General features: G+C 43.0%; 17 protein-coding genes. 14 read left to right on the forward strand and 3 right to left on the reverse strand.

Features of this window, described 5'->3' with window-relative positions:
* The first annotated feature begins 29 nt into the window (after positions 1 to 29).
* The 4 genes from M2273_RS08765 (at position 30) to M2273_RS08780 (ending at position 2,550) form a co-directional block, all read left to right on the forward strand.
* The gene (locus M2273_RS08765; RefSeq protein WP_429395503.1) at positions 30 to 761 is read left to right on the forward strand and encodes a Crp/Fnr family transcriptional regulator; all 732 of its coding nucleotides are present in this window, start codon (positions 30 to 32) and stop codon (positions 759 to 761) included.
* 78 nt (positions 762 to 839) lie between these two features.
* Complete coding sequence (locus M2273_RS08770) at positions 840 to 1,553, forward strand: hypothetical protein (RefSeq protein WP_429395505.1); 714 nt, start codon at positions 840 to 842, stop codon at positions 1,551 to 1,553.
* A 91-nt stretch (positions 1,554 to 1,644) separates the two neighbouring features.
* Positions 1,645 to 1,866, forward strand: coding sequence for a DUF6965 family protein (locus tag M2273_RS08775; protein ID WP_429395508.1), 222 nt, complete (start codon positions 1,645 to 1,647; stop codon positions 1,864 to 1,866).
* Between the two features lie 102 nt (positions 1,867 to 1,968).
* On the forward strand, positions 1,969 to 2,550 hold the full coding sequence (locus M2273_RS08780) for a Crp/Fnr family transcriptional regulator (protein WP_429395511.1): 582 nt from the start codon (positions 1,969 to 1,971) through the stop codon (positions 2,548 to 2,550).
* A 59-nt stretch (positions 2,551 to 2,609) separates the two neighbouring features.
* Here the strand turns inward: M2273_RS08780 and M2273_RS08785 are convergent, their stop codons facing one another.
* Positions 2,610 to 4,040 (reverse strand): amidase, encoded by a 1,431-nt coding sequence (locus tag M2273_RS08785; RefSeq protein WP_429395514.1) that lies wholly within the window; start codon positions 4,038 to 4,040, stop codon positions 2,610 to 2,612.
* A gap of 772 nt (positions 4,041 to 4,812) precedes the next feature.
* On the opposite strand from M2273_RS08785, the gene M2273_RS08790 reads away from it, so the two are divergent.
* The 4 genes from M2273_RS08790 (at position 4,813) to M2273_RS08805 (ending at position 13,868) form a co-directional block, all read left to right on the forward strand.
* Positions 4,813 to 7,947 (forward strand): SusC/RagA family TonB-linked outer membrane protein, encoded by a 3,135-nt coding sequence (locus M2273_RS08790; protein WP_429395517.1) that lies wholly within the window; start codon positions 4,813 to 4,815, stop codon positions 7,945 to 7,947.
* 27 nt (positions 7,948 to 7,974) lie between these two features.
* On the forward strand, positions 7,975 to 9,753 hold the full coding sequence (locus M2273_RS08795; RefSeq protein WP_429395520.1) for a RagB/SusD family nutrient uptake outer membrane protein: 1,779 nt from the start codon (positions 7,975 to 7,977) through the stop codon (positions 9,751 to 9,753).
* Positions 9,754 to 9,891: 138 nt separating this feature from the next.
* Positions 9,892 to 10,995, forward strand: coding sequence for an endo-1,4-beta-xylanase (locus M2273_RS08800; RefSeq protein ID WP_429395523.1), 1,104 nt, complete (start codon positions 9,892 to 9,894; stop codon positions 10,993 to 10,995).
* A gap of 20 nt (positions 10,996 to 11,015) precedes the next feature.
* Positions 11,016 to 13,868, forward strand: a complete 2,853-nt coding sequence (locus tag M2273_RS08805) for a glycosyl hydrolase 115 family protein (RefSeq protein ID WP_429395526.1) — start codon at positions 11,016 to 11,018, stop codon at positions 13,866 to 13,868.
* Positions 13,869 to 13,936: 68 nt separating this feature from the next.
* Here the strand turns inward: M2273_RS08805 and M2273_RS08810 are convergent, their stop codons facing one another.
* Together M2273_RS08810 and M2273_RS08815 are read right to left on the reverse strand one after the other, a co-directional pair.
* Positions 13,937 to 14,683: an SDR family NAD(P)-dependent oxidoreductase gene (locus tag M2273_RS08810; RefSeq protein ID WP_429395529.1), complete on the reverse strand. Its 747-nt coding sequence runs from the start codon at positions 14,681 to 14,683 to the stop codon at positions 13,937 to 13,939.
* A 33-nt stretch (positions 14,684 to 14,716) separates the two neighbouring features.
* Positions 14,717 to 15,748, reverse strand: coding sequence for a LacI family DNA-binding transcriptional regulator (locus M2273_RS08815; protein ID WP_429395532.1), 1,032 nt, complete (start codon positions 15,746 to 15,748; stop codon positions 14,717 to 14,719).
* A 152-nt stretch (positions 15,749 to 15,900) separates the two neighbouring features.
* On the opposite strand from M2273_RS08815, the gene uxuA reads away from it, so the two are divergent.
* From uxuA to M2273_RS08845, 6 genes are all read left to right on the forward strand, one after another.
* Positions 15,901 to 17,094 carry a mannonate dehydratase gene (uxuA, locus tag M2273_RS08820; RefSeq protein ID WP_429395535.1) on the forward strand — a complete coding sequence of 398 codons (1,194 nt, stop codon included), beginning with the start codon at positions 15,901 to 15,903 and terminating at the stop codon, positions 17,092 to 17,094.
* 204 nt (positions 17,095 to 17,298) lie between these two features.
* Complete coding sequence (locus tag M2273_RS08825; protein WP_429395538.1) at positions 17,299 to 19,245, forward strand: sialate O-acetylesterase; 1,947 nt, start codon at positions 17,299 to 17,301, stop codon at positions 19,243 to 19,245.
* A gap of 33 nt (positions 19,246 to 19,278) precedes the next feature.
* A complete protein-coding gene (locus M2273_RS08830) occupies positions 19,279 to 20,808 on the forward strand; it encodes an acetylxylan esterase (protein WP_429395541.1) in 1,530 nt (509 codons plus the stop codon).
* 22 nt (positions 20,809 to 20,830) lie between these two features.
* Positions 20,831 to 21,640, forward strand: coding sequence for a polysaccharide deacetylase family protein (locus M2273_RS08835; protein WP_429395544.1), 810 nt, complete (start codon positions 20,831 to 20,833; stop codon positions 21,638 to 21,640).
* 23 nt (positions 21,641 to 21,663) lie between these two features.
* Positions 21,664 to 23,844 carry an alpha-glucuronidase family glycosyl hydrolase gene (locus M2273_RS08840; RefSeq protein WP_429395547.1) on the forward strand — a complete coding sequence of 727 codons (2,181 nt, stop codon included), beginning with the start codon at positions 21,664 to 21,666 and terminating at the stop codon, positions 23,842 to 23,844.
* Between the two features lie 23 nt (positions 23,845 to 23,867).
* Positions 23,868 to 24,971, forward strand: coding sequence for a glycoside hydrolase family 43 protein (locus M2273_RS08845; RefSeq protein WP_429395550.1), 1,104 nt, complete (start codon positions 23,868 to 23,870; stop codon positions 24,969 to 24,971).
* The last annotated feature ends 134 nt before the right edge of the window (positions 24,972 to 25,105 follow it).

Genomic DNA, 25,105 nt, shown 5'->3' on the forward strand with positions numbered 1-25,105 from the left:
ATTTCTGCCGCCCTGTAATGATCGTTTATGTGACTTTATTAAGGAGCAATGCATCGGATACGGTTGAAAGGGTGATGATGTCGAATCCCAAAAAAGATACTGCTTCAGATAACCGGAAGAAGAATGATTTTAGAATACCTATCTTGTTTCCCGGAGACAGGAACAAAGCCGGTTATTTGATGAGTAAAGAAACGCTTATCCATTTTTTTCATAGTACCAACCTGGTATCTTTATCCATTGCCAGGGAGATAGCTGAACAGTTTACCGCTAAGACGATTACTAAAAAACAGTTTTTGCTTTCAGAGGGAAGGATCGCGGATGAATACTTTTTCCTGGAAAAGGGTTATATGCGAGCGTTCGCACACGATACAGAAGGCAATGAGGTGACAACAGGGTTTTATTATCCGGGACGGGTAGTGTTCGAGGTCTCTTCGTTTTTCAGCCGTGTCCGGTCAAAGGAAAATATAGAGGCGCTGACAGATTGTGATGGCTTGCTGATCACTTATGCGCAGTTAAATGAACTTTTTCATGCTTTGCCTGAATTCAGGGAGTTTGGCAGGGCCATGCTGGTCAGAGGGTTTACGGAACTGAAAAGCCGGATGCTGGCCACAATCACGGAAACAGCAGAAGAGCGCTATGCACATTTGTTGCTGTCGAACCCGGAGATCTTTCAGCATGCGCCTTTAAAAACTATTGCTTCTTACCTCGGGATCACAGATACATCACTTAGCAGGATACGTAAGGAGTTCTCTAAAAAATAATAAGCTGCTTATTTCTTGTCATTTGGCAAGAGTTGGTCACCTTTTTCTGATTTCCTTTGCTTTATAAATAAATAAGCAATGGAACATTTACCACATTATATAGGCATCGTATTTATTATCACTACGATTATTACCTTTTGGCTGCTATACAGAGCCGCCCATTATTCAAAAATTGTGATTGTCATCAGTTTATTATGGCTGACCGCACAGGCTGCAATCAGTTTAACGGGGTTTTATACTGTAACTACCGGAGTGCCACCAAGATTTATGCTGTTGTTAATGCCGCCAACTATTTTTATCGTATTGGTTTTTTTAATAAAAAGGGGAAGGGTTGCAATAGATAGTTTCGATGCTAAAACCTTAACGCTGCTCCATATTGTTAGAATACCGGTGGAACTCACCTTATTTGGCTTATACCTTCACAAAGTGATACCCGAAGTAATGACATTTGAGGGAAGGAACTTTGATATACTTTGTGGATTAAGCGCTCCGTTTGTTTATTACTTTGGCTACATAAAAAATATACTGAGCCCCAAAATATTGATAGCGTGGAATGTCATCTGTTTATTACTGTTGGCAAATATTGTGGTTACGGCCGTGTTATCAGGCCCTTTTGCCTTTCAAAAGTTTGCTTTTAATCAGTCAGATTTCGCATTGCTCTATTTTCCTTTTATATGGCTTCCCGGTTATGTGGTTCCTATTGTATTGTTTGCGCATCTAACTGCAATAAGGCAATTAATGAAAAGTAATAAACCTGTACTGGCAATTGACCCACAGCGGAACGCCTATTAACAAACCGGAACTCCTGCCGTTGTTCCAATTTGTGTGGGAGGTATTTTGTAAATCGGGAATATTTTGTGGCAGGCTTTTCTATCTTTGCGGCATGACAGATGAGGAGATTGTCGAGTATTTTAAGACCGCAATATTACCAGATACACTTCGGTTAGACAGGGCGAGTACACAGCATGATGTTAAGGAATATGTTCCCAGAAATATCGAACTGATACTGAGCAATCCTAAGAATACCGGGGCAAGGCACCGGTTATTGCAGATCATCAATGCGCTGGAGCATCCGTATGACGGACCGGGGATCCCGGGCAAGTAAGGAACTATGTTGTTTTGCTTACCTGCCAGATTGATAGACTATTCATATTAGGTGTTAGAGCCGTTAACTATATCTGTTGCATTTCTTTAGCTTTATTTATATATGTTTAAGGTATTCGAAGCGTATTTGCGTCAAAAAGTAACAATTTCAGATGAAGAGCTGGAGTTGATCCGTGCAGTAAGTGTGGAAAGGAAATTGCGCAAATGGCAGTCAATACTGCATGAAGGGGAGGTGTGGCGTATCACTTGTTTTATTGCGAGTGGCTGTTTCAGGCTGTACCGGTTTGGAGAGGATGGTACTGACCATACGCTGCGATTTGGAGTAGAAAACTGGTGGATCAGTGACCAGGAAAGCTATAATCACGAAAAACCTTCTGAATATAATATTGAAGCATTAGCCGCAAGTACGGTACTCATCTGGACGAAGGATAAATGGGAAGAATTGATGAAAACGATCCCCGCACTGAAGCTGTTTAATGAACAGCTGTTGGCCAGGGGGTATGAAACCAGCCAGCGAAGGATCTTTTCCCTGATCAGTTACTCTGCGGAAGAGAAGTACCTGGATTTTCAGAAAACCTATCCAAGCGTTTTTAACAAAGTCCCTTTGCATATGGTAGCTTCCTACCTGGGTATATCGCGGGAAACATTGAGCCGGATAAGGAAAGATTTCACAAAGCATCATTAAATTATACAGCCTCTCGGAGCAATTCCGGGAGGCTGTATTATTTAATCAGGACTTTTGATTTAATCGATAGGATGCATACCATAAGCTTCGCTACCGGTCTGTATCTGCTCGCCAAGTGCAAGTATCGTTGCTTCATCAAACCACCTCGAAACAAGTTGCACGTTGATCGGCAATCGCTCAGAACTGATGCGAACTGGCACAGAAAGAGCAGGCAAACCGGTCATATTAAAAGGAGCTGTGGCGGCCATCACATGGTATGGAGAAACGGCTATTCCGTTAACCATATATTCCTGCAGGTTATGCCCCGTCGCGGTCATCGGGTTAACAGGGCACAATAATACATCGTATTTTAAAAAGTAACCCGCAAAATGACTTCTAAGCTCTTCTATCTTCGCTTCGGCTTTCACATAATCATTTGCTGCAAGCAACGGGTAATCCATCGTAGCCTTCCCAATAAAATGCAGCTCCGATTCGCGTCCTTTGGTGAACTGCTGCATATAAGGAACCAGTTCTCCATAAAGCACATTGAAGTATGGCGTCAGCCAGTCGGTGTTTTCCATGAAAGGCAGGCGTACCTCCTCCACATCATAACCGGTTTCATGAAGTAGTTTGGCAGTTGCAGCAATAGCGGCTGTAATCTCGGGATCTACTGGTCCGAAGGCGGTATCTGATACCCAGCCTACACGGATCTTTTGACCTGGTATCCTGAAAGTGGCCGGCGCCGCGTCTTTGGCAAAGATGCTATAGCCGTCAAATCCATCCGCTCCGTTAATTATCGAGTACCCCAATGCAACGTCGCGAACAGTACGGGCCATTGCCCCAATATGCCAGAATCTGCTTAAAGCCTGCGGGAAGTGGCCGGTATAAGGTACACGACCATGAGTGGCTTTTAAAGCGGCAATACCTGTGAATGCCGCCGGACCGCGAACGGATATGGCCACATCGCTGCCCAGACCAATCGGAGAAAGGCCGGCAGCAATTACTGCTGATTCACCGCCGCTTGAGCCGCCAGGGGTGCGATCCGGGTTCCACGGATTGTTGGAGCGGCCAGTAACCAGGTTATCCGATTCCCAATGGGCCGAAAACTCAGGAAGATTAGTTTTCATCAATGGGATGGCCCCTGCGTTTTTCATGCGGGTAACCACGGTTGCATCTTTTTCGGGAATAAAATTTTCAAAGATTTTAGAGCCGCGCTTTGTAGGTATACCGGCTGTATCAATCGCATCCTTGATAGAAAATGGTACACCGTGCAGCGCACCTAATTTATCTCCGTTGCTTACCGCCTTGTCTGCAATGGCTGCTGCTTGAAGCGCCTGTTCGCCCATTAGGGTAACAATTCCGTTTATTTTAGGATTTATTTCGGCAATACGGTCAAGGTGGGCCTGTACAACCTCAACCGAAGATATCTCTTTAGTACGGATCAGTTTGGCAAGTGTAGTTGCCTCCTGGTAATAGATGGGGTCTGTTTTACTGTTCAATTGATTTTTCATATTCTTTGTTTTTACGATTAAAATATCTGCACTTATACTATCAAGTGCCTGAACAAAAGTGAGCGCGGAAGGCCAGCGGAAACGAAGCTATATGACACAATTTGACGTTGACATTTGTCACGCTTTTTGAGATAAGCACATGCCCGGGATCATTTCTTGCCATTTGGCAAGATCACCACCTGTTCCGGCCGGTTTATACTATGGCAGTTGATTCCCCAAGCCCCAGACCCATCCAAAATAAAATTTCCAAACAACCACAAAACGTTTTCTTCATTCCTGAACTGTCTTTACCATTTTAATTGGACGTCCCTTCGACGGCTGGTTTAAGTTTATGAATTATATGCAATCGATTGTGCAATTGTGTTAATAAATAGCCACTCATCATGTGTTTAGAGGAAATTTTACTGCTAAAATGATTTCCATTTTTATCATTCATAAAAATAAAAAGGTTCATTTTTTTAAATAGTTGCAGCTTATTAAGCTAATGGTTGAATTATTGAAAATAAACTGATTAAAATATTTAATTCTTTTTAAATCTTCAAATTTTGTGCAATCGATTGTATTTTATTATAATTTTACCTTAACCAGTTAGCGCTTTGATTTTCTAATAATTAAGCAGCGATCTTTTTTAATTAAAGGCTTATATAAATTATGGAACCAAGGTTACAGATTATGAAGAAACTCACCTGCAGGATATACCAGTTGTATGCAATTTATTACCCCTGCATAAAGTGATCAAAAATTTAAAACTAAAACCAATTCTTAAATCAATATGAAAAAACAACGACTCCTTATGAACTGGAAAATGCTGGCACTACTCCTATGCATGAGTGCATTTTCCATGTCGCTTTATGCACAAACCAGAAAGCTAACAGGTACGGTTACCGATGATAAAGGCCTGGCCCTTATTGGTGCAACTGTAAAATTAAAATCTGCTCGTTTAGCAACATCAACTGACGCCAATGGTAAGTTTTCATTTAACGTGCCCGCTAACGAAACGGCGATCATAGTAACTTACCTGGGCTATGTAGATCAGGAAGTGTTCATCAACGCGTTAAGCGATAATATAACCATAAAGTTATCAGCTAATGCACGCAGTCTGAACGATGTTATTGTAGTAGGTTATGGTACGCAGCGGAAAAAGGATGTAACAGGATCTGTTGCTTCCATTAGTGCCGCAAGCCTTCAGGAAGTACCGGCCCCAAACGTTGTTGATCAGCTTAAGGGCCGTGTTGCCGGGCTGGATATTACCAGCACCAGTACAACGCCGGGTGCTGTAGGGCAGATCCGTTTACGTGGTGAGCGTTCGTTTGCTACTTCAAATACCAATGCCAATAACCAGAACGGCCCGTTGTTCGTAGTTGACGGTATTCCGTTAATTGGAGGTAGCCTTAATGATATTAACCAGAATGATATAACCAGTGTTGATATATTAAAGGACGCGTCGGCAGCAGCTATTTATGGTTCCAGGGCATCTGGTGGTGTAATTATCATTACTACCAAAAGAGGCAGAGCAGGTAAGGCGGTAATAAGTTATGATGGTTATTACGGAATTAGCCGCATTACAGACGAGTATCCTTTAATGAATGGCACTCAGTTTGCAGCTTTTAAGCGCGAGTCAATTGCCGGGAACTCCAGTGCTTCATCTCCTAATTCTACTGCTTATCCGTTTACCCAGGTCGAGCTGGCAGGTATTGATAATGGCACCAGCACAGACTGGCAGAAATTTATTTTCAGGACAGGGTTTGCTACAGACCATCAACTAAACATCTCTGGCGGGAACGAAAGTACCCAATTTTCTATCAGTACGGGTTATCATAAGGAAAAGGGTGTACAATATGGCCAGGACTTTGACCGTGGTTCATTACGTGCAGCTATTGATCATACCGTTAGTAGCCGTATCAAAGTTGGTTTAACTACCTTTCAAACGTTAACCCACACCAATGGCGCAAATTTGTTTCCATTATATAATACTTCAACCATAAGCCCCTTAACTGCCCCATATAATGCAGATGGTTCTATTAATTTACTGCCCATGACCGGCTCGGTTGATCAGCCTAACCGGGTAAATCCATTGACTATCAGAAATCCAAGTATCCAGAATCTTAATCGTAAATTATATTCTTTTAATACGTTATATGGAGAAGTTAAGATCATTGATGGTTTAAAATACCGGTTTAACGCTGCTTTAACTTATGGCCAAAATCAGGGTAATAACTATTCGCCTGTAAATACAACTTATAACACAGCCACCTCACCATCACAAACAAATGAAAGTGTTAATAATAATGAGAATTATACCTGGCTGCTCGAAAACATATTAACATACGATAAAACCTTTGGCCAAAAGCATCACTTAACTTTTACCGGTTTATACAGTACAGAAAAAGACCACAGTCAGGGCTTACAGGTATATGGTGTAGGTATGCCGGCAGATTATCTGCAAAGTTATAACCTGTTCCTGGCCAATCAGGTAAACTTTTCATCAACCAATCAACCCAATTTTGCCGACAGGGGGTTAATATCTTATATGGCACGGGTAAACTATGCCTTTAATGAGAAATACCTGTTAACCGCTACTGTAAGAACCGATGGTTCATCCGTATTGGATCCAAAACACCGCTATTATACCTATCCCGCATTTGCCTTAGGGTGGAACATTGACCGGGAAGATTTTATGAAGAATGTAAGCTTTGTGAACTCGCTGAAATTGAGAGCGGGTTATGGGGTAACTGCTGACCAAAATGTGAGCCCCTATCAAATACTGGGTAATTTAAGCAGCAATGCGTACAATTTTGGTACAAACGGACAAAATGGTTACCTGGTAACCAACCTGTCAAGTACACTAAAATTTGAACATACCAATAACTATAACCTCGGTATTGATTTTGGTTTATTTAATGACCGGCTTACCGGTGCTATTGATGTATACCAGCAAAAAACGTATGATATTTTGCAGGTACAATCTTTGCCACCCAGCAACGGTGCCGGTTCTACCACAGTTAATGCCGGTAATTCCAAAGGTAAAGGTTTAGAAATTTCATTAAGCAGTATCAACATCAGAAGTGCGGGAGGCCTCAATTGGAGCACTGATTTCAATATTGCTTTTGCCCGAAACTCTATTGTATCATTACATGACAACCTACAGGCCGATGTAACCAACGGTTGGTTTGTAGGACAACCTTTTAATGTAATTTATGATTACAAAAAAATAGGCATCTGGCAAACCAGTGAAGCGGCCCAGGCTGCTACCTATGGTCAAAGGCCGGGTCAAATAAAAGTTCAGGATATAAACAATGATGGAAAGATCAACGCAAGTGATCTGCAAATTTTAGGTAGTTACCAGCCTAACTATACAGCTGGTTTAACAAACAGGTTTACTTTTAAGGGCTTTGACCTGTCGTTTGTGACATTTGCCCGCATGGGTCAAAAAGTAGCGGTTACCTATCTTGGTTCTGACTCCGGTGCACAGGGATATCCGTTCTTTAACCAGGGCCGGGTGAACCAAATAAACGTAAACTACTGGACACCTACTAACCCAACCAATGATTTTCCACGCCCTGATGCTAACTTAAGTGGTGCTACTTATGCCTCTACTTTACAATACAGGGATGGCTCATTTATTAAAATGCGCAGCATCAATTTAGGATATACTTTTACAGGTGAATCTATGAAAAAAGCCGGTTTTCGGTCACTGCATATTTATGCTACCTGTACCAATCCATTTATCGTTTACTCGCCACTCGTTAAAAGCGGTTTAGCGGTTGACCCGGAAGGAAATGGTTATGGTAACCAGATCCCCGGTGCTTCCAGCTTTTCAGCAGATGCTTTGGGCCGCGCGGTTACCGTAGGGTTAAACAACCCAATGATCCGCACTTTTCAACTGGGTGTAAATGCAAAATTTTAGTCACACATATATAAGTTCGATAGAGATATGAAATCATATAAAAAAATTGCTGTTCTGCTTACAGCGCTGAGTGTAATAGGGATGTCTGGCTGTAAAAAAGTGCTTGATCAAACTCCTAAATCAAATGTTACGCCAGATGTGCTTGCATCTGCGGGAGGTGTAATAGGCGGTATTACCGGTGTGTACTCCGATTTGCGTAACCTGTGGGGAACCGAAGGATTCCTTTACTATACAAATTTGGGTGTAGACGAAACACTGGCAGGTGGCGGTGCATCCAACGGTGGAGTTGCTTTTGCCACTTATAAAAATTATACCAACAACGTTGCTGATGTATATAATGCACTCGGTGGTGTTTTTAATATTGCCTATCAGGATATTAACACCCTGAATGGGGTATTGCAATACGGGCCGGCTGCTTTTGCCGATGTGCCTACCCGCACGGCATATTTGGCACAGGCTAAGTTTTTAAGGGCCTTCTATTATTTTCACCTGGTACAAACTTTTGGCGCGGTACCTTTGCACACTACGTTTATTAATACGGCAACCTTGTCAGATTCACGCGCCCCCATTGCAGCTATTTATGCGCAGATTATTAAGGATCTGACCGAGGCATCAGCAGAACTGCAAAATAAACCAGGCGATAACGGATCGCCTTTTGCCGGCCATGCTGCTACTAAAGCAACTGCATTATACTTGTTATCAAAAGCTTATTTAACCAGAGGCTGGTCAACCGCGGCTCAGCCAACCGATTTTCAAAATGCTTTAACAACGGCTCAAACATTGATCAACACTAAAGGAGCCTATGGGGTTGATCTGTATCAAAATTATGCGGATGCCTACACTCCGGCTAATGATGTTACCAACAAAGAGGATCTGTTTGCCATTGAACACAGCACCGATACCAAATACGGCGACTTTACCCCTGGAGCATCCGGCGGTAAAATTAATGGCTGGGCCTACTTTTTCAGGCCTAATTATCCTACGGTTACGGCTAACTATCCGGCAAGTACAGGTGCCAGCGTAATGACCCGTGATTTAACCAACGGCCGTCCTTTCTTCCGTGTTCGCCCTAATTATGATTATGTAAATAATGTGGCCTTTGCTGATAGGACCAATGATTACCGCTACTGGAATACGTTCCAGACAACCTGGATAGCTAATACCGCAAATGTTACTACGCCAAGAGGAGCGCTTACCGTAGGCGCAGATACTGCAATATGGATGCCGCCTGCTGATCCGGGTGAAGCAAAAAGAGCCTCTTTTAAGGGCGTTGTCTTTTTGCCGCCAAGTGTTGCTGCCGGCGCTACCGGAAGCAATGCTAATGCAAGTAACAATACGTTCTTCCCTTCGGTTAAAAAGTTTGATGATCCTAACAGGCCAAGTGTAAATGATCCATCATCCCGTCCTGTTGTTTTGTTCCGCTTTTCAGAAATATACCTGATTGCTGCCGAGGCTGCCTTTAAGCTGAACGATCTTACTACCGCAGCTAATATGCTTAACGTTTTACGAACCCGCGCGGCCTTCAGAACTACCAATATGCCTGCTGATGCTGTTGCCAAAATGCAGATTTCGCCAGGACAGGTTACACTTGATTTTATACTGGATGAGCGTACCCGTGAATTATACGGGGAATCATTAAGATGGTGGGATTTAACCCGTACCCAATCACTGATACGTCGTGTAAAACAATATAACACAGAAGCCGGACCAAATATCCAGGATTTTATGACCTTGAGGCCGATACCTCAAACACAGATCAACCTGGTTACGCAAGGACCACCATTTCCTCAAAACTCCGGTTTCTGATAGCTATCATTAACCGCCTGACAAAAAGGGCTATGCATAAGTGTAGCCCTTTTTTGTTAGCTGTAAGTAAATGGGTTATAGTTTTTATCAAGATGAAATAACGAATAAGTGATTACGAGGTTATTAAAATTTAATACGATGTATCCACAACTAAAATCTTCAAAACTATTTGTAGGTATCCTATTGTTTTTGAAAATAAATAGTATTGCCGTTGCTCAACCTAATTCGCCGGTAGCTAAGGGATTAAAGGATTATTATGCCCGGTATTTTCCTATGGGCGTAGCTGTATCGCCGCAATCACTAAAAGACCCGAAACAGGAAGCATTGATCCTGAGACAGTTTAATAGCCTGACGCCGGAGAATGCTATGAAAATGGGACCCATACATCCCGAAGAGGACCGTTATTACTGGAAAGATGCAGATAGTATTGTAGCTTTTGCGCAGGCACATGGTTTAAAAGTTCGCGGTCATAATCTTTGCTGGCATGAGCAAATCCCAAAGTGGCTGTTTTATGATAAAGAGGGTAAGCTTGTTACCAAAGACGTATTACTTAAAAGATTAAAAGACCATATAGATCATGTGGTTGGCAGGTATAAGGGTAAAATATATGCCTGGGATGTAGTGAATGAAGCCATTGATGATGATAGCACCCGGTTTTTGCGAAACTCTTCATGGTACAAGATCTGCGGCGAAGACTTTATTTTTAAAGCGTTTGAATATGCACATGCGGCCGACCCCAAAGCCATTCTGTTCTATAACGAATATAATACCGAGCGCCCCGAAAAGAGGGAACGGGTGTACAAATTATTAAAAAAACTGCTTGATGCTAAAATCCCCGTCAATGCTGTTGGCTTACAGGCTCACTGGTCAATTTATGAACCTCAGGAACGGGAGCTGATCGCTACTATTGAAAAGTTTGCTTCACTGAGAATAAAAGTGCAGATAACAGAACTGGATATGTCGGTATACCCATGGGAAAAACAAGCCCGGGCCTTGCGCGATGGTGAATTGAGCACGTTTACGCCCGAAATGGAACAAAAGCAAGCAGATCAGTATGCTATGGTTTTTAAGGTTTTCAGGAAGTATAAAAGTGTTATTTCAGGAGTTACCTTTTGGAATATATCTGACAAGCATACCTGGCTGGATACCTATCCGGTACGGGGCAGAAAAAATTATCCGTTATTATTTAACCAAAATCTGGAACCTAAAAAGGCTTACCGGAGCGTAGTTAATTTTAAATAATAATCAATAAATCGGCATATATGAAAAGGTTTTTAAATGCATTAATATTTTCCTTGATACTGTTATGTATTGCCACCGTAAAGGATTATGCGCAGGCGCCCGGTCAAAGAAGCTACATTGCTACTAAGAGCAGCACCGGTTCTTTTCCGCTCTCGGTTATGGGAAAATCGGCGCCTGTATATACAGGTGATGAGGAATACCCGGGTGTGAAAAGAGCTGTAAAAAACCTTTTAAATGATATTCAATCGGTCACCAATTCATCGCCGGTTTTATTAGCAAAGGACATTGGGAATGCTAAACAACTTATAATTATTGGCACAATAGGGAAAAATGACAAGATAGATCAGTTGATTCAACAGAAAAAGCTGAACGTGACTTCCATTGCCGGTAAATGGGAAACTTATCTGATCCAGGTTGTACTAAAGCCATTTCCAGGAGTTGAAAGCGCGCTGGTTATTACCGGCAGCGATAAACGGGGAACCATATTTGGCGTGTATGACCTGTCGGCACAGATTGGAGTTTCGCCCTGGTATTGGTGGGCGGATGTACCGGTAAAGCACAAAAAAAATCTGTACGTTTTGCCTGGCAGCTATACAGATGGTGAGCCGGCTGTAAAGTACAGAGGGATTTTTATTAATGATGAAGCGCCGGCATTTTCGGGCTGGACAAAAGAGAAATTTGGTGGGGTTAATCACCAGATGTACGAAAAGGTATTTGAGCTGATCTTACGCCTCAAGGGTAATTACTTATGGCCGGCCATGTGGGGTAATGCCTTTAATGACGATGATAAACTTAACTCAGTATTGGCAGATGAATACGGCATAGTGATGGGTACATCGCATCATGAGCCTATGGACAGGGCCCAACAAGAGTGGAAACGTTATGGGAGCGGCCAGTGGAATTATGATAGCAACAAGACTGTATTACAAGATTTCTGGAAAAAAGGTATCGAAAATATGGGATCTAAAGAAACCATTGTAACTGTTGGTATGCGTGGTGATGGCGATAAACCCATGACCGAGGGGAGTAATATAGCTTTGCTGGAAAATATAGTAAAAGATCAGCGCGGCATTATTAGCCAGGTTACCCATAAAGATGCCGCCGAAACCCCGCAGATGTGGGCTTTATATAAAGAAGTGCAGGATTATTATGATAAAGGTATGCGCGTACCTGATGATGTTACCCTGTTGTTATGTGACGACAATTGGGGCAATATACGTAAGCTACCCAACCTTGCTGAGAAACCACGTAAAGGCGGCTATGGCATTTATTATCACTTTGATTATGTTGGTGGCCCGCGTAACTATAAATGGTTAAATACTAATCCTATTTCTAAAACATGGGAGCAGATGCACCTTGCCTATGAATATCATGCCAGGCAGGTATGGATAGTAAATGTGGGTGACCTGAAACCCATGGAGTTTCCGATCAGCTTTTTCCTTGATTATGCCTGGAACCCTGATAAATGGCCAGCCAATAGTTTACAGGAATATACTGATCTATGGGCAAAGCAACAGTTTGGGCCGCTTTATTCCAAAGAAATAGGCCGCATATTGTCCGCCTATACCAAGTTCAATGGCAGGCGCAAACCTGAATTATTAGATCAGAATACTTATAGTTTGACAAATTACCGCGAATTCGAAACTGTTGTTGCAGATTATGATCAGTTGAGGACCGACGCGGAGAAGCTTTATGCTAAACTATCACCTCCATACAAAGATGCTTATTACCAGCTTGTTTTGCATCCGGTGCAGGCTTGTGCCAATTTAAACGAAATGTATTTTGAGGCTGCAAAAAATAAATGGTATGCAGAACAGGGGGGGGCAGCTACCAATACATCCGCTTTAAAAGTGAAACAACTTTTTGAGAAGGATAAAGAGATATCCCACTATTATAATACCATACTTGCTCAGGGCAAATGGAACCATATGATGGATCAAACACATATTGGCTATACGTACTGGCAACAACCACGGGTTGATGCAATGCCGGCTGTAAAGGAAATTACCATACCGGAAGCAGCGCAAATGGGTGTGTATGTGGAGGGTGCTGACCATGCCCTGACGGATGGATCAGATACTGCCAACCTGCCAGGGTTTTATCCATGGGAAAAGAATAGGCATTATATCGAAGTTTTTAATAAAGGTAAGGCAGCGTTTAATTATTCGGTTCAATCGCCCGGACCTTATGTGATCATTAAACCCGCAAGTGGTAAAGTCAATGAACAGGAGCGGATATGGGTTAGTATCGATTGGGCTAAAGCGCCACATAAAACAGTCCGTGTACCCCTAACCATTTCCGGTCCTGGTCACAAAGTAACTGTTGAGCTTATTATCAACAATAAAACTAATGTAAAAGATGGCGCGTTCCATGAAACCAATGGCTACGTCGCGATGGAGGCCCAGCATTATCACAAGGTAATAAACAGCGCTCAGATAACATGGACGGTGATTCCCGGATATGGCAGAACATTGTCCGGTGTTACACCCTGGCCCGTCACTGCTAATAAACTGCAACCCAAAGGGAACAGTCCGCATTTGGAATATCGTATCAACCTGTCAGATACCGGTTCAGTAGCGCTGGAAACTTATGTGTCACCAACGCTTGATTTCAAGAATCAGCAAGGTTTGTTTTATGCAATTTCTATAGATAATGAGGAGCCGCAACAGGTTAACATCAGCACCGCGGCAGATAGTAAAGCCTGGGGTGAGGCTGTAAGTGATAACATCAGAAAACTGATCACTAGGCATCATATCAGACAAAGTGGTATTCACACCATAAAATATTGGATGGTAGATCCTGGAGTTGTTTTACAGAAAATTGTAGTTAACACCGGCGGGTTAAAACCCAGTTACTTAGGGCCGCCGGAGTAATAGCTATGGAGGAAATAAAAAGGGGGCGGTGGATTAATCCACCGCCCCCTTTTATATTGAGAAGTATTTTAAAAACCAATAGAGTTACCACCGTCAACAGGTAATATCACACCGGTAACATATTTGGCGGCATCTGATGATAAATAAAATACCGCGTCTGCTATATCTTCGGGTTCACCTAACTTGCCCATAGGTGTTCTTGACATTACTTTTTGTTTCCTTTTCGCATCATTATTAAGCGCTTTTGCCGACATGTCTGTCGCGATAAATCCAGGAGCTATACAGTTAACCCTTATACCCAATGGCGAAAGCTCGGTTGCCATGGCTCTGGTCATCCCCTCAATAGCAGCTTTGGTAGCCGTATACGATATCACATAGGGGATACCATATTGGGAAGCCATGGAACTGATATTAACAATGCTGCCCCTGCCAGCGGTGATCATACGTTTTACCACTTCCCTGCTTATCACAAATACAGCGGTCAAATTGGTTTGTATAATTTGCTGAAAATCCTCATCGGTAACTTCAGTAAAAGACTTTTTTTGATTGATTCCCGCGTTATTAACCAGGATATCAGGCGTTCCGTATTCCTGGATGATATCATCAATGAGGACAGGTATTCCCTTAATATTACTCAAGTCGAATGCCTTATAATGGCAAAGTTCTCCAAATGCGTTAGCAGCTTTTTGTAGCTTGCTTTCGTCGCGGCCAATGATAATGGTTTGGATATTGTTTTCAATAAATTTTTTTGTTGTTGCCAAACCCAGGCCGGATGCGCCACCGGTAATGATTGCAAGCTTTGTTTTAGAAGTCATTTAAAATGTATTACAGGTTGTGTTTAAAATGAATTAGCCCTTTCGCAGCGATGATTCACGGATAATTAATTCAGATCTTAATATCAGGCTATGCGAATCCTGAATGCCAGGTTTATCAAGCAGATGATTGATCATCAGCCTGGCGGCAACTTCGCCCATTTCATAGCCTTTATAGTTTACGGTTGTCAGGTTTGGTTCTATCACACAGGAGGTGGGATCATTGTTAAATCCGGCAATGGCCATATCAACAGGTATTTTTATGCCTTCTTTTTTTAGTGCCTGCATACAGCTTATCGCGCATATATCATTCGCGACAAACACACCATCCGGCAGCGGCGACATCTTCAGGATCTGATGAGCGGCAGCGGTTCCTGCCTGCGCGCTAAGGTCGGTTACAATCACCAGTTCCCTGTCAAATTCCAGGTTATTATCTTCGAGCGCCCTCTTGTAACCATGAAAGCGGTCGCTGTAAACATTACGCAGCTGATTGCCGGTTATATGTACAATACGCTTGCATCCCTGGGTTATCAGATGATTGGTTATATCCTGACCTGCTTTATAATTATCAATATAGATCTGCGGGCAGGATTCGTGATCCAATACCCTGTCAAAAAATATAACCGGGATTTTACGTGTTATAAAAGGTTCAAAATGATCGAGATTTGTAGTGTCATACGCCAATGAAACCAGTAAACCATCCACACGGTTATTTAACATAGCTTTCGCGTTGCTGACTTCTTTTTTCATCGTTTCTAAAGACTGGCTGATGAAAAGGGTGTAATTATTTTCATTAACCACCTTCTCAATACCTGCAAGCACATCAGACATGAAACTACTGTTGAGCCGGGGAACAATAACACCGATGACATTACTTTGTTTCTTTCGTAAATTACTGGCAAAAGAATTGGAACGATAGCCCATTTCTTCGGCGGCTTTAAGGATAAGTTTTTTTGTTGCCTTGCTAACTCTGGGATGGTCTTTCAGGCCCCGGCTCACCGTAGCCGCGGAAACCTTGAGCCGGGCCGCTATATCATAAATTGTTATTTCTTTTTTGCCATCAGCCATAGGATGTATTGAATATATGAAGTGATAAATATAAAAATAATCGGGGATTATTTGAGCAATCGATTGCACATTTTTTATATTTGTTTTTTCATTGACATTTCCTATCATGGGTTTTATTTTAAATGCCTTATAAACAGTTAAGTACCTTTTTTATGATTCCAAATTTAGAACAAACTTTCAGGTGGTTCGGGCCTGCAGATCCTGTCATACTTCAAGCAATAAAGCAAACCGGCGCAACCGGCATTGTAACCGCGTTACATCATGTCCCATGCGGGGAGATATGGAGTTTAGAGGAGATCCGGAAGCGTAAAGCTGCCATTAACGCTTCTGGTTTCCGGTGGTCGGTGGTCGAGAGTGTAAACATTCATGAAAGCATAAAAATTGGCACCGGTGAGCGCGACCATTACATCTCCAATTATGTGGAAACATTAAAGAACCTTGCCCAGGCCGGTATCAATCTGGTATGTTATAATTTTATGCCGGTATTAGACTGGACACGTACACATCTTGATTACAGGTTACCCAATAACGCCTCTGCATTAAGGTATCATGCACCTGCATTAGCGGCATTTGATCTTTATATCCTGCAGCGCGAGGGCGCTTTTTTGGAGTTTAATGCCGCGCAGCAACTGGCAGCCAAGATCTACCTCGATAGTTTAAACGCCGATGAAAAGAAACTGCTTACTAATACTGTTTTAGCCGGGCTTCCCGGTACAGATGAGGTATTTACGGTTGAAGAATTTAAAGTATACCTGGAAAAGTATAGTGCGGTTGATGAGCTAAAGCTAAAAGAAAACCTGAGTTATTTTTTAAGTGCCATTATTCCCTACGCAGAAAAGCTGGGTGTAAAAATGTGTATCCATCCCGATGATCCGCCGATTCCAATTTTAGGTTTGCCAAGGGTTGCCAAAAATGAAGAAGACTTGAATGATATTGTAAATATGTACAAGTCGCCGGCTAACGGATTAACACTTTGCACGGGTTCACTGGGCGCCAACGGGGCAAATGATATCCCCGGTATCATATCGCGTTTAGGAAGCCATATACATTTCCTGCATCTGCGTAACGTAAACCGTGAAGCTGATGGTAGTTTTTATGAAGCTGAGCACTTAACAGGCAGCACCGATATGTATGCTGTAATGAAAAGCGTCATTAATGAGCAGTTGAAAAGGGAAAAAGCCGGACGAACGGATATAGCTATACCGATGCGGCCCGATCATGGACATAAAATATTGGATGACTTTAATTATAATACCTATCCCGGATATTCAGTAATTGGCCGTTTAAAAGGATTGGCAGAACTACGGGGCCTGGAACTTGGGATAAAAAGAACACTGACAGCATGATAAAGGCTTAAATTACCAATTGCACAGTGATTTAAGGGTTTTTATCCGGGTGATACTTACAAGCTGTTGATATTATGCCTGATTAATTTCTTGCCTGATATTTTAAAACTATATTGTTACAAATATATTTATGCAATCGATTGCATAAATGTCATTTATTTTGTTATTTAGTAAATATAAACCGACATCATTTAAATGATATTTATGAAATTACTTAAACGGCTGTTCCCTGTTATTTGCTGTGTTCTCTCGTGCTTTCCATTGTATGGAGCTGTGCGTTTACCTCAATTAGTTGGAAACGGTATGGTGCTTCAGCGCGATGCCAGGGTCAACATATGGGGATGGGCAGCTGCCGGCGAAAAAGTCAGTATCTCCTTTCGCGGTAATTATCATACAGTGGCTGATAAAAATGGCGGGTGGAAAATTGTTTTACCTGCCATGAAACCCGGAGGCCCTTATATAATGGATATTAGGGCAAGCAATCATATTATATTGAATGATATTTTAATTGGGGATGTTTGGTTTTGTTCGGGACAGTCAAATATGGTTTTGCCCATGGAGCGGGTCAAAGAAAGGTACCCTGAAGAAATTGCGTCAGCCAATTATCCCGAGATCAGGAACTTCTTTGTAAAAACGGAATCAGATGTTACCCGGTTACATGACGATCTGTTACCCGGTAAATGGATAAAAGCCGATCCTGAAAACATACTCAGCTTTGGTGCTGCATCCTGGTTCTTTGCCAAAAAGCTTTACCAAAAATACCACATACCTATTGGTATCATCAACTCCAGCGTGGGAGGTACTCCCGTACAGGCATGGATAAGTGAGGGTAGTTTAAAAGAAATTGCTCCATATAATAGCCGGTTATCCCAATTTCATAACACAAGCTTTATGGATAGTGTTACTAAAGTGAACGCGCTTGCTAACAATCAGCATAACTCATCTCCGGTTAAAAATGATAAAGGTTTAAACGGTGCAAAAACATGGTATGATACTGCTTACGTTCCGCGCAATTGGCACCATTTCTGGCTTCCCGGCTACTGGGACGATCAGGGCGTAAAAAACTTAAATGGCGTAGTATGGTTTCGTAAGGAGATCATATTGCCGACATCGGTTCAGGGACAACCTGCTAAACTGTTTTTAGGCAGAATTGTTGATGCCGACCAAACCTATGTGAATGGAAAGTCTGTGGGCAATATCACTTATAAATATCCGCCACGCAGATACAATGTGCCTGCTGGTTTGCTAAAACCGGGTAAAAACGTCATCGTCGTAAGGGTATTAAATACATCAGGAAAGGGAGGTTTTGTGCCTGATAAGCCATATCATTTAAATATCGGTAATGAGGTTATTGATTTAAGGGGCGAATGGTTATACCAGGTAGGCCAGGTCTTTTCGCCAGCGGATACCTATACGCCGCCGGTCTTTACCGCCCAAAACGAACCGACCGGGCTTTATAATACGATGGTTGCACCGGTTATTAATTACACTATAAAGGGCCTGCTTTGGTATCAGGGGGAAAGTAACGCGGACAAGGCCGCTGAATACGGGCGGTTACTGGAAGCCCTTATTGCCGATTGGCGCAGCCGCTGGAACCAGGGTGATGTGCCATTTATTTATGCACAGCTGCCTAATTTTAATGAAGTGGAATATTCACCTGCCCAAAGTGATTGGGCCCGGCTAAGAGAAGGTCAGCTGAAAGCGCTTTCGGTACCCAATACTGGCATGGCTGTTACTATTGATGCCGGAGAGTGGAATGATATTCATCCCCTTAATAAAAAAGACGTAGGCGAGCGTTTAGCAATTGCGGCAGAAAATGTGGCTTACGGTGAAAAAAACATCGTTGCTTCAGGCCCAATTTATCAATCCGCTGTTGTTAAAGGCAGCCGGATAGCGGTCAGCTTTAAAAATACAGGCAGCGGCCTTGTCATTCACGATGGCACTGAGCTGGAACAGTTCGCGATAGCTGGTGCCGATAAAAAGTTTGTGTGGGCAACAGCTATAATTGAGGGTGATAAAGTAATTGTGTGGAACGAGAAGGTGATAAACCCACTTTATGTAAGGTATGCCTGGGCCGATAATCCGGAGGGAGCCAATCTTTATAATAAAGAAGGGTTACCGGCATCGCCTTTCCGTACTGATAATCCATAATCAAATCCGTAACTGATATTTAACCCGATAAAAATGAAGATCGCCATTTTCCTGAGTTTACTTACGCTTCCGGTAGCGGCCAGCGCTCAAAACGCAGCACCGGTTAATTTCACCGCCGACCAGGATCATCAGCAAATGATGAAACAATTAGGGATCAAAGCGTTGAGACCTGGGCCAAGCGGTGATGCCACAGCTCCAAACCACGCTAATTATGATGAAGCGTTGGCCAATCCTTATCCCGGGCTGCCTGATGCGCTTACCCTTAAAAATGGCAGGAAGGTAACTACCCCGGATAGCTGGTGGAAGCAGCGGCGCCCGGAAATTGTGGAGGACATGGAGCGCGAGGTTTATGGCCGGATTCCGTCAAACATGCCCAAAGTAACCTGGACGGTAAAAGTTACGGACAAGGAGCGCGTGGGATTTGTGCCGGTAATTGCCAAACAGATCATAGGCCATGTTGACAATACCGCCTATCCGCTTATTAATGTAAATATTGAAATGACATTGGTATTGCCGGCTAATACCAAAGGCCCTGTGCCGGTGCTGATGATGTTTGGCCGGAGCGCGTTGCCCGCGCCTGCCCAACCCGCACCGGCCGATCTGGAGAAAATAAACAGCGCTATAAAGGAGCTGCTTGTTAAGGAGCATCCGGAGTTGAAAAATATATTTGAGCAGTATCCTGCCTATAAGCCTATCCCGGAGCAATCGCCTTTTGGGCCGGGTGGTTTTCCGATGGTGAAAGGCGATCCGCCAACAGCCTCTCAACTCATATCCAGCGGTTGGGGTTATGTGCTTATTGATCCCTCATCTATTCAGGCAGATAATGCAGAGGGTTTGACAAAAGGTATAATAGGATTGGTGAATAAAGGCCAGCCCCGCAAGCCCGAAGACTGGGGCGCTTTGCGTGCATGGTCATGGGGCGCTGCAAGGGCGCTGGACTACCTTGAAACCGAACCGGCGGTGGATGCTAAACACGTTGGTATTGAGGGTGTATCCCGTTATGGTAAAGCGGCATTGGTAACGCTGGCATTTGAACAGCGTTTTGCTATGGGATTAATTGGTTCGTCGGGCGAGGGCGGAGCTAAGCTGCATCGACGCAATTTTGGCGAAGCGGTAGAAAGCCTTACCGGCGGCGAATACTACTGGATGGCCGGTAATTTTATGAAATATGGCGCTTCTGACGCAACCTTCGGCCCTAAAACAGCTAATGATCTTCCGGTAGATGCGCATGAATTGATAGCCTTATGCGCTCCCCGCCTTACTTTTATAAGTTATGGCATACCTGAGCAAGGCGATGCCAGGTGGCTGGATCAGCAGGGGAGTTATATGGCTACCGTAGCAGCGGGTACTGTGTTTAAATTATTGGGAGCTGGTGATCTTGGTGTTTCAAACAATTATAAAACTGAAAAAATGCCCCCGGTAAATACAGATATGCTTAATGGTAAACTGGCCTGGCGTCAGCATGACGGCGGGCATACTGATGCGCCCAATGTTAAATACTTTATAGCCTGGGCAAATAAGATGATGCATTATGATAAAGACCGAGCTGCCGCGGGTAAATAATTATATATAAACAAAAGATAATATGGGTACTGTTAAATTCTGGATGTTCATTACTTTTTTAATGAACATAGTTGTGGTAAACGCTCAGGAAGCCGCATTGTGGAACCACAAGGAGTGCGCCGTTGTATTGACCTACGATGATGCCATTGATGCCGACCTTGACAATGTGCTACCAGCTTTGGATTCCCTGAAGCTGAAAGGCACCTTTTATATAATAGGTTCTTCGCCGGTGGTGATCAGAAGAATGGAGGAGTGGCGCAAAGCGGCCGCTCATGGTCATGAGCTTGGCAATCACTCACTATACCATCCATGTGATGGTAGTTTGGCCGGTCGTGGTTTTGTTACGCCCGAAACTGACCTAAGTAAATATACTGTTGCACGTGCTGTTAAAGAAATTAAGACCAATAATACGCTGCTTAAGGCTATTGATGGCAAAAACACCAGGACCTTTGCCTATCCCTGCGGTGATCTTAAAATTGGCGGCGAATATTTTTATACCGGTTTAAAGAATGAGTTTGCAGGCGCACGAGGGGTAAATGCAGGGCTGCAAACTGCAAGCCAGGTTAATCTTGATAATGTTGATTGTTTCATGATCAATGGTCAATCGGCCGAATATATGATTGAATTGGTTGAAAGGGCGAAGCAATCACACACACTGCTGGTTTTTTTATTTCACGGTGTGGGCGGGGGGCATAACATAAACGTTAGCCTGGAAGCACATAGCGAGCTTTTGCATTATCTTAAAAAGAACGAGAATGCTATTTGGGTAGCGCCCATGGTTGAGGTGGCAGCATACATTAAACATAATCAGCACGGTGGTTTAACCAATTAATGAAGTTTAATAACAGGTAACTAATGAAAAGAAAACTCCTAAAAAATACAAGTGCCCTCGCTTTACTTTTATTGGTAACGATATCCAATGTCCGCGCAGATAACGGGTACAAACTATGGCTGGAATATAGCAAGCTGACCAATCAAAAGGAGGTGGTATTTTATCAGCAAAAACTTCGTTATTTGATATTTCCTGCAACATCGGCTACGCTCAAAGCAGCGCAGGCAGAACTGCAGACCGGCCTCAATGACATGCTGTCGCTAAAGCCTGAAAAAAGTGTCGAGATAATTAATAGTCAAACGCTTGTAATTGGTACGCCGCAATCATTAAAATCATTGGCCATCACTGTTCCGGACAGTATTGGTGATGAAGGATATCTCATAAAAACAACGCTGGTCAATAAAAGGAGCTGTATACTGATAACTGCAAAAACAGATATCGGCGTTATGTACGGTGTTTTTAATTTTTTAAAATTGTTGCAAACCCGGCAATCTGTAAATGACTTAAATATTTCAGATCATCCGCGTATCACTTACCGCATACTTGATCATTGGGATAATCTTAACCGGAGTGTTGAACGGGGGTATGCCGGTTCATCCATCTGGAACTGGCATAAGCTGCCCGGCTTTATTGATCAGCGATATATTGACTATGCACGAGCGAATGCTTCGGTTGGCATCAATGGATCAGTGATCAATAATGTAAATGCCGATGCATTAATATTATCGCCAGCATACCTGTTGAAGATACAGGCGCTTGCCAATGTTTTCAGGCTTTATGGTATCAAAATATACGTTTCCGTAAAATTTAGCAGCCCTGTTGAGTTGGGCGGACTAAAAACCGCAGACCCGCTTGATCCTGCTGTAAAAAAGTGGTGGGCAGATAAGGTAAACGAAATTTACAGTTATATACCAGACTTTGGCGGTTTTTTGGTGAAAGCAAATTCCGAGGGACAGCCGGGGCCACAAACCTATGGTCGCAGTCATGTTGATGGCGCCAATATGCTGGCCGATGCTTTAGCCCCGCATCAGGGAATAGTGATGTGGCGCGCTTTTGTGTATGATAATAAGGTGCCGGATGACCGGTCGAAACAGGCTTTCAACGAATTTAAACCTTTTGATGGTAAGTTCAGAAATAACGTGATCATCCAGGTTAAGAATGGCCCGATTGATTTTCAGCCGCGGGAACCATTTCATCCTTTGTTTGGAGCCATGCCCAACACGCCGTTAATGATGGAGTTTCAGTTGACACAGGAATACCTGGGCTTTTCAACACATTTGGTTTATGAAGCGCCTCTGTTTACCGAATGCCTTCAGTCTGATACGTATACACAAGGAAAAGGTTCAACAGTATCACGGGTTATAACAGGCGGTTTTAATAAAAAGCTTATTACGGGTATGGCCGGGGTTGCCAATATAGGTACGGATGTTAATTGGTGCGGGCATCCTTTTGCACAGGCAAACTGGTACGCTTTTGGTCGCTTTGCTTGGAACCCTGATCTTTCACCAGCCACTATTGCCGATGATTGGCTCAGGATGACATTTACCAATGATAATGGTTTTGTAAGCCCTGTGAAAAAGATCATGCTGCAATCGCGGGAAAATACGGTTAATTATATGACGCCATTAGGTCTTCATCATATTATGGGCGTATCAACACATTACGGACCGGGCCCCTGGGTTGATAATGCAGGCAGACCTGACTGGAACGCTACTTATTATCACAAGGCTGATTCGGCTGGAATTGGTTTTGACAGAACAAGCAGCGGAAGCGACGCGCTGGCACAATACATGCCGCAGGTAAAAGGGCATTGGGAAAATTTAGCTACCTGTCCTGACGAATATCTGCTATGGTTTCATCATGTAAAATGGACCTATAAAATGCGCTCAGGAAATTCGTTATGGAACGAGTTGGTGCACCATTATTATAGCGGTGCCGAGTCGGTAAAACAAATGCAGCTCACCTGGGATAAAATGTCGGGCAAGGTTGATCCTGAACGTTTTGCCGAAGTAAATCAACTCATGGGTATTCAACTATCTGAAGCATTAAGATGGCGGGATGCCTGCGTTTTGTATTTTCAAACTTTTTCAAAAATGCCGATAGAAAGTATTTATCCAAAGCCAGATCACCCGCTATCGTATTATAAGGATATGAAATTTTATTATGTACCGGGGATAGGCGGCAATAATTATATGACCAATTAATCATCACTATAAATCAAATGTCAATGAGCAATCAATCAAAAACAGGCAAACTACTTTTAACTCTCCTTGTACCGGTTTGTATTTTAAATGCGTGTACCTCAACCGGTAAAAAACCTGGTAATGCGGATAGCAGTAAAAAAGAGGAAACCAGTAAGGTGAAATATCTTTCGGAGCCGCTTATAAGCTCTATTTATACAGCCGATCCATCGGCACATGTGTTTGCCGGTAAAATATACATCTATCCATCTCATGACATTGATGCCGGTATACCTGAAAACGATAACGGCGATCATTTCGCGATGAAAGATTATCATATCCTATCGATGGATAGCATTGGCGGCAAGGTTACAGATCATGGTGTGGGTTTTGATATAAAAGATATTCCCTGGGCTGGCCGGCAATTGTGGGCGCCTGACGCCGCGTACAAAAATGGCACCTATTACCTGTATTTCCCGGTGAAGGATAAAAAAGATGTATTCAGGATAGGGGTTGCTACTTCAAGCCACCCGGAGGGCCCTTTCAAGGCAGAGCCTGAACCAATAGCAGGGAGTTATAGTATTGATCCCGCGGTGTTTACTGATACTGATGGCAAAACCTATATGTATTTTGGCGGTATTTGGGGTGGACAGCTTCAGCGCTGGATCACCGGGAAATATGATGCCACAGGCTCAAAGACCGACTCTAAGCAGGAAGACGCACCGGCCATTAATTGTAAGGTAGTCTTGCTTAACCCCGATATGAAAAATTTTGACGGTAAGGTAAAAGATGTGGTTATTGTTGACAGTGTTGGTAAACCTTTATTAACAAAAGACCATAACCGCCGGTTTTTTGAAGGTTCATGGATGCATAAGTATGATGGCAAATATTACTTCACCTATTCAACCGGCGATACACATTTTCTTTGCTATGCCACAGGCAGCAGTCCGTTGGGGCCTTTTACCTATAAAGGCATATTTATGACGCCGGTTCAGGGCTGGACCACTCATCATTCTATAGTGGAGATCAAAGGCAAGTGGTACATATTTTATCATGACACTGAGCTGTCAGGCAAAACCCATTTACGGAATATCAAGGTAACCGAATTGCACCATAATGCCGATGGTTCTATCAAATTAATAAATCCTTAGTGCTATTTTTAAATTAAAATTTTAGGTTTAAATGTGTTGGGTTAACAGATGTTTTTGGTTTTGATACGCTTGTAAATAACATAATAAAAGAAAACATTATAGGCGAGGCAACCTATTGGCGAGTTTGGTAGTAA

Source organism: Mucilaginibacter lappiensis, from assembly GCF_050433765.1.
Classification (GTDB): domain Bacteria; phylum Bacteroidota; class Bacteroidia; order Sphingobacteriales; family Sphingobacteriaceae; genus Mucilaginibacter; species Mucilaginibacter lappiensis_A.

Bases quoted from the DNA above. Each gene is read 5' to 3' on its own strand.
- M2273_RS08780 (WP_429395511.1), top strand. From the start codon at position 1,969: ATGTTTAAGGTATTCGAAGCGTATTTGCGTCAAAAAGTAACAATTTCA.
- M2273_RS08805 (WP_429395526.1), top strand. From the start codon at position 11,016: ATGAAAAGGTTTTTAAATGCATTAATATTTTCCTTGATACTGTTATGT.
- M2273_RS08775 (WP_429395508.1), top strand. From the start codon at position 1,645: ATGACAGATGAGGAGATTGTCGAGTATTTTAAGACCGCAATATTACCA.
- M2273_RS08830 (WP_429395541.1), top strand. From the start codon at position 19,279: ATGAAGATCGCCATTTTCCTGAGTTTACTTACGCTTCCGGTAGCGGCC.
- M2273_RS08810 (WP_429395529.1), bottom strand. From the start codon at position 14,683: ATGACTTCTAAAACAAAGCTTGCAATCATTACCGGTGGCGCATCCGGC.
- M2273_RS08800 (WP_429395523.1), top strand. From the start codon at position 9,892: ATGTATCCACAACTAAAATCTTCAAAACTATTTGTAGGTATCCTATTG.
- M2273_RS08840 (WP_429395547.1), top strand. From the start codon at position 21,664: ATGAAAAGAAAACTCCTAAAAAATACAAGTGCCCTCGCTTTACTTTTA.
- M2273_RS08790 (WP_429395517.1), top strand. From the start codon at position 4,813: ATGAAAAAACAACGACTCCTTATGAACTGGAAAATGCTGGCACTACTC.
- M2273_RS08815 (WP_429395532.1), bottom strand. From the start codon at position 15,748: ATGGCTGATGGCAAAAAAGAAATAACAATTTATGATATAGCGGCCCGG.
- uxuA (WP_429395535.1), top strand. From the start codon at position 15,901: ATGATTCCAAATTTAGAACAAACTTTCAGGTGGTTCGGGCCTGCAGAT.
- M2273_RS08825 (WP_429395538.1), top strand. From the start codon at position 17,299: ATGAAATTACTTAAACGGCTGTTCCCTGTTATTTGCTGTGTTCTCTCG.
- M2273_RS08785 (WP_429395514.1), bottom strand. From the start codon at position 4,040: ATGAAAAATCAATTGAACAGTAAAACAGACCCCATCTATTACCAGGAG.
- M2273_RS08770 (WP_429395505.1), top strand. From the start codon at position 840: ATGGAACATTTACCACATTATATAGGCATCGTATTTATTATCACTACG.
- M2273_RS08845 (WP_429395550.1), top strand. From the start codon at position 23,868: ATGAGCAATCAATCAAAAACAGGCAAACTACTTTTAACTCTCCTTGTA.
- M2273_RS08795 (WP_429395520.1), top strand. From the start codon at position 7,975: ATGAAATCATATAAAAAAATTGCTGTTCTGCTTACAGCGCTGAGTGTA.
- M2273_RS08835 (WP_429395544.1), top strand. From the start codon at position 20,831: ATGGGTACTGTTAAATTCTGGATGTTCATTACTTTTTTAATGAACATA.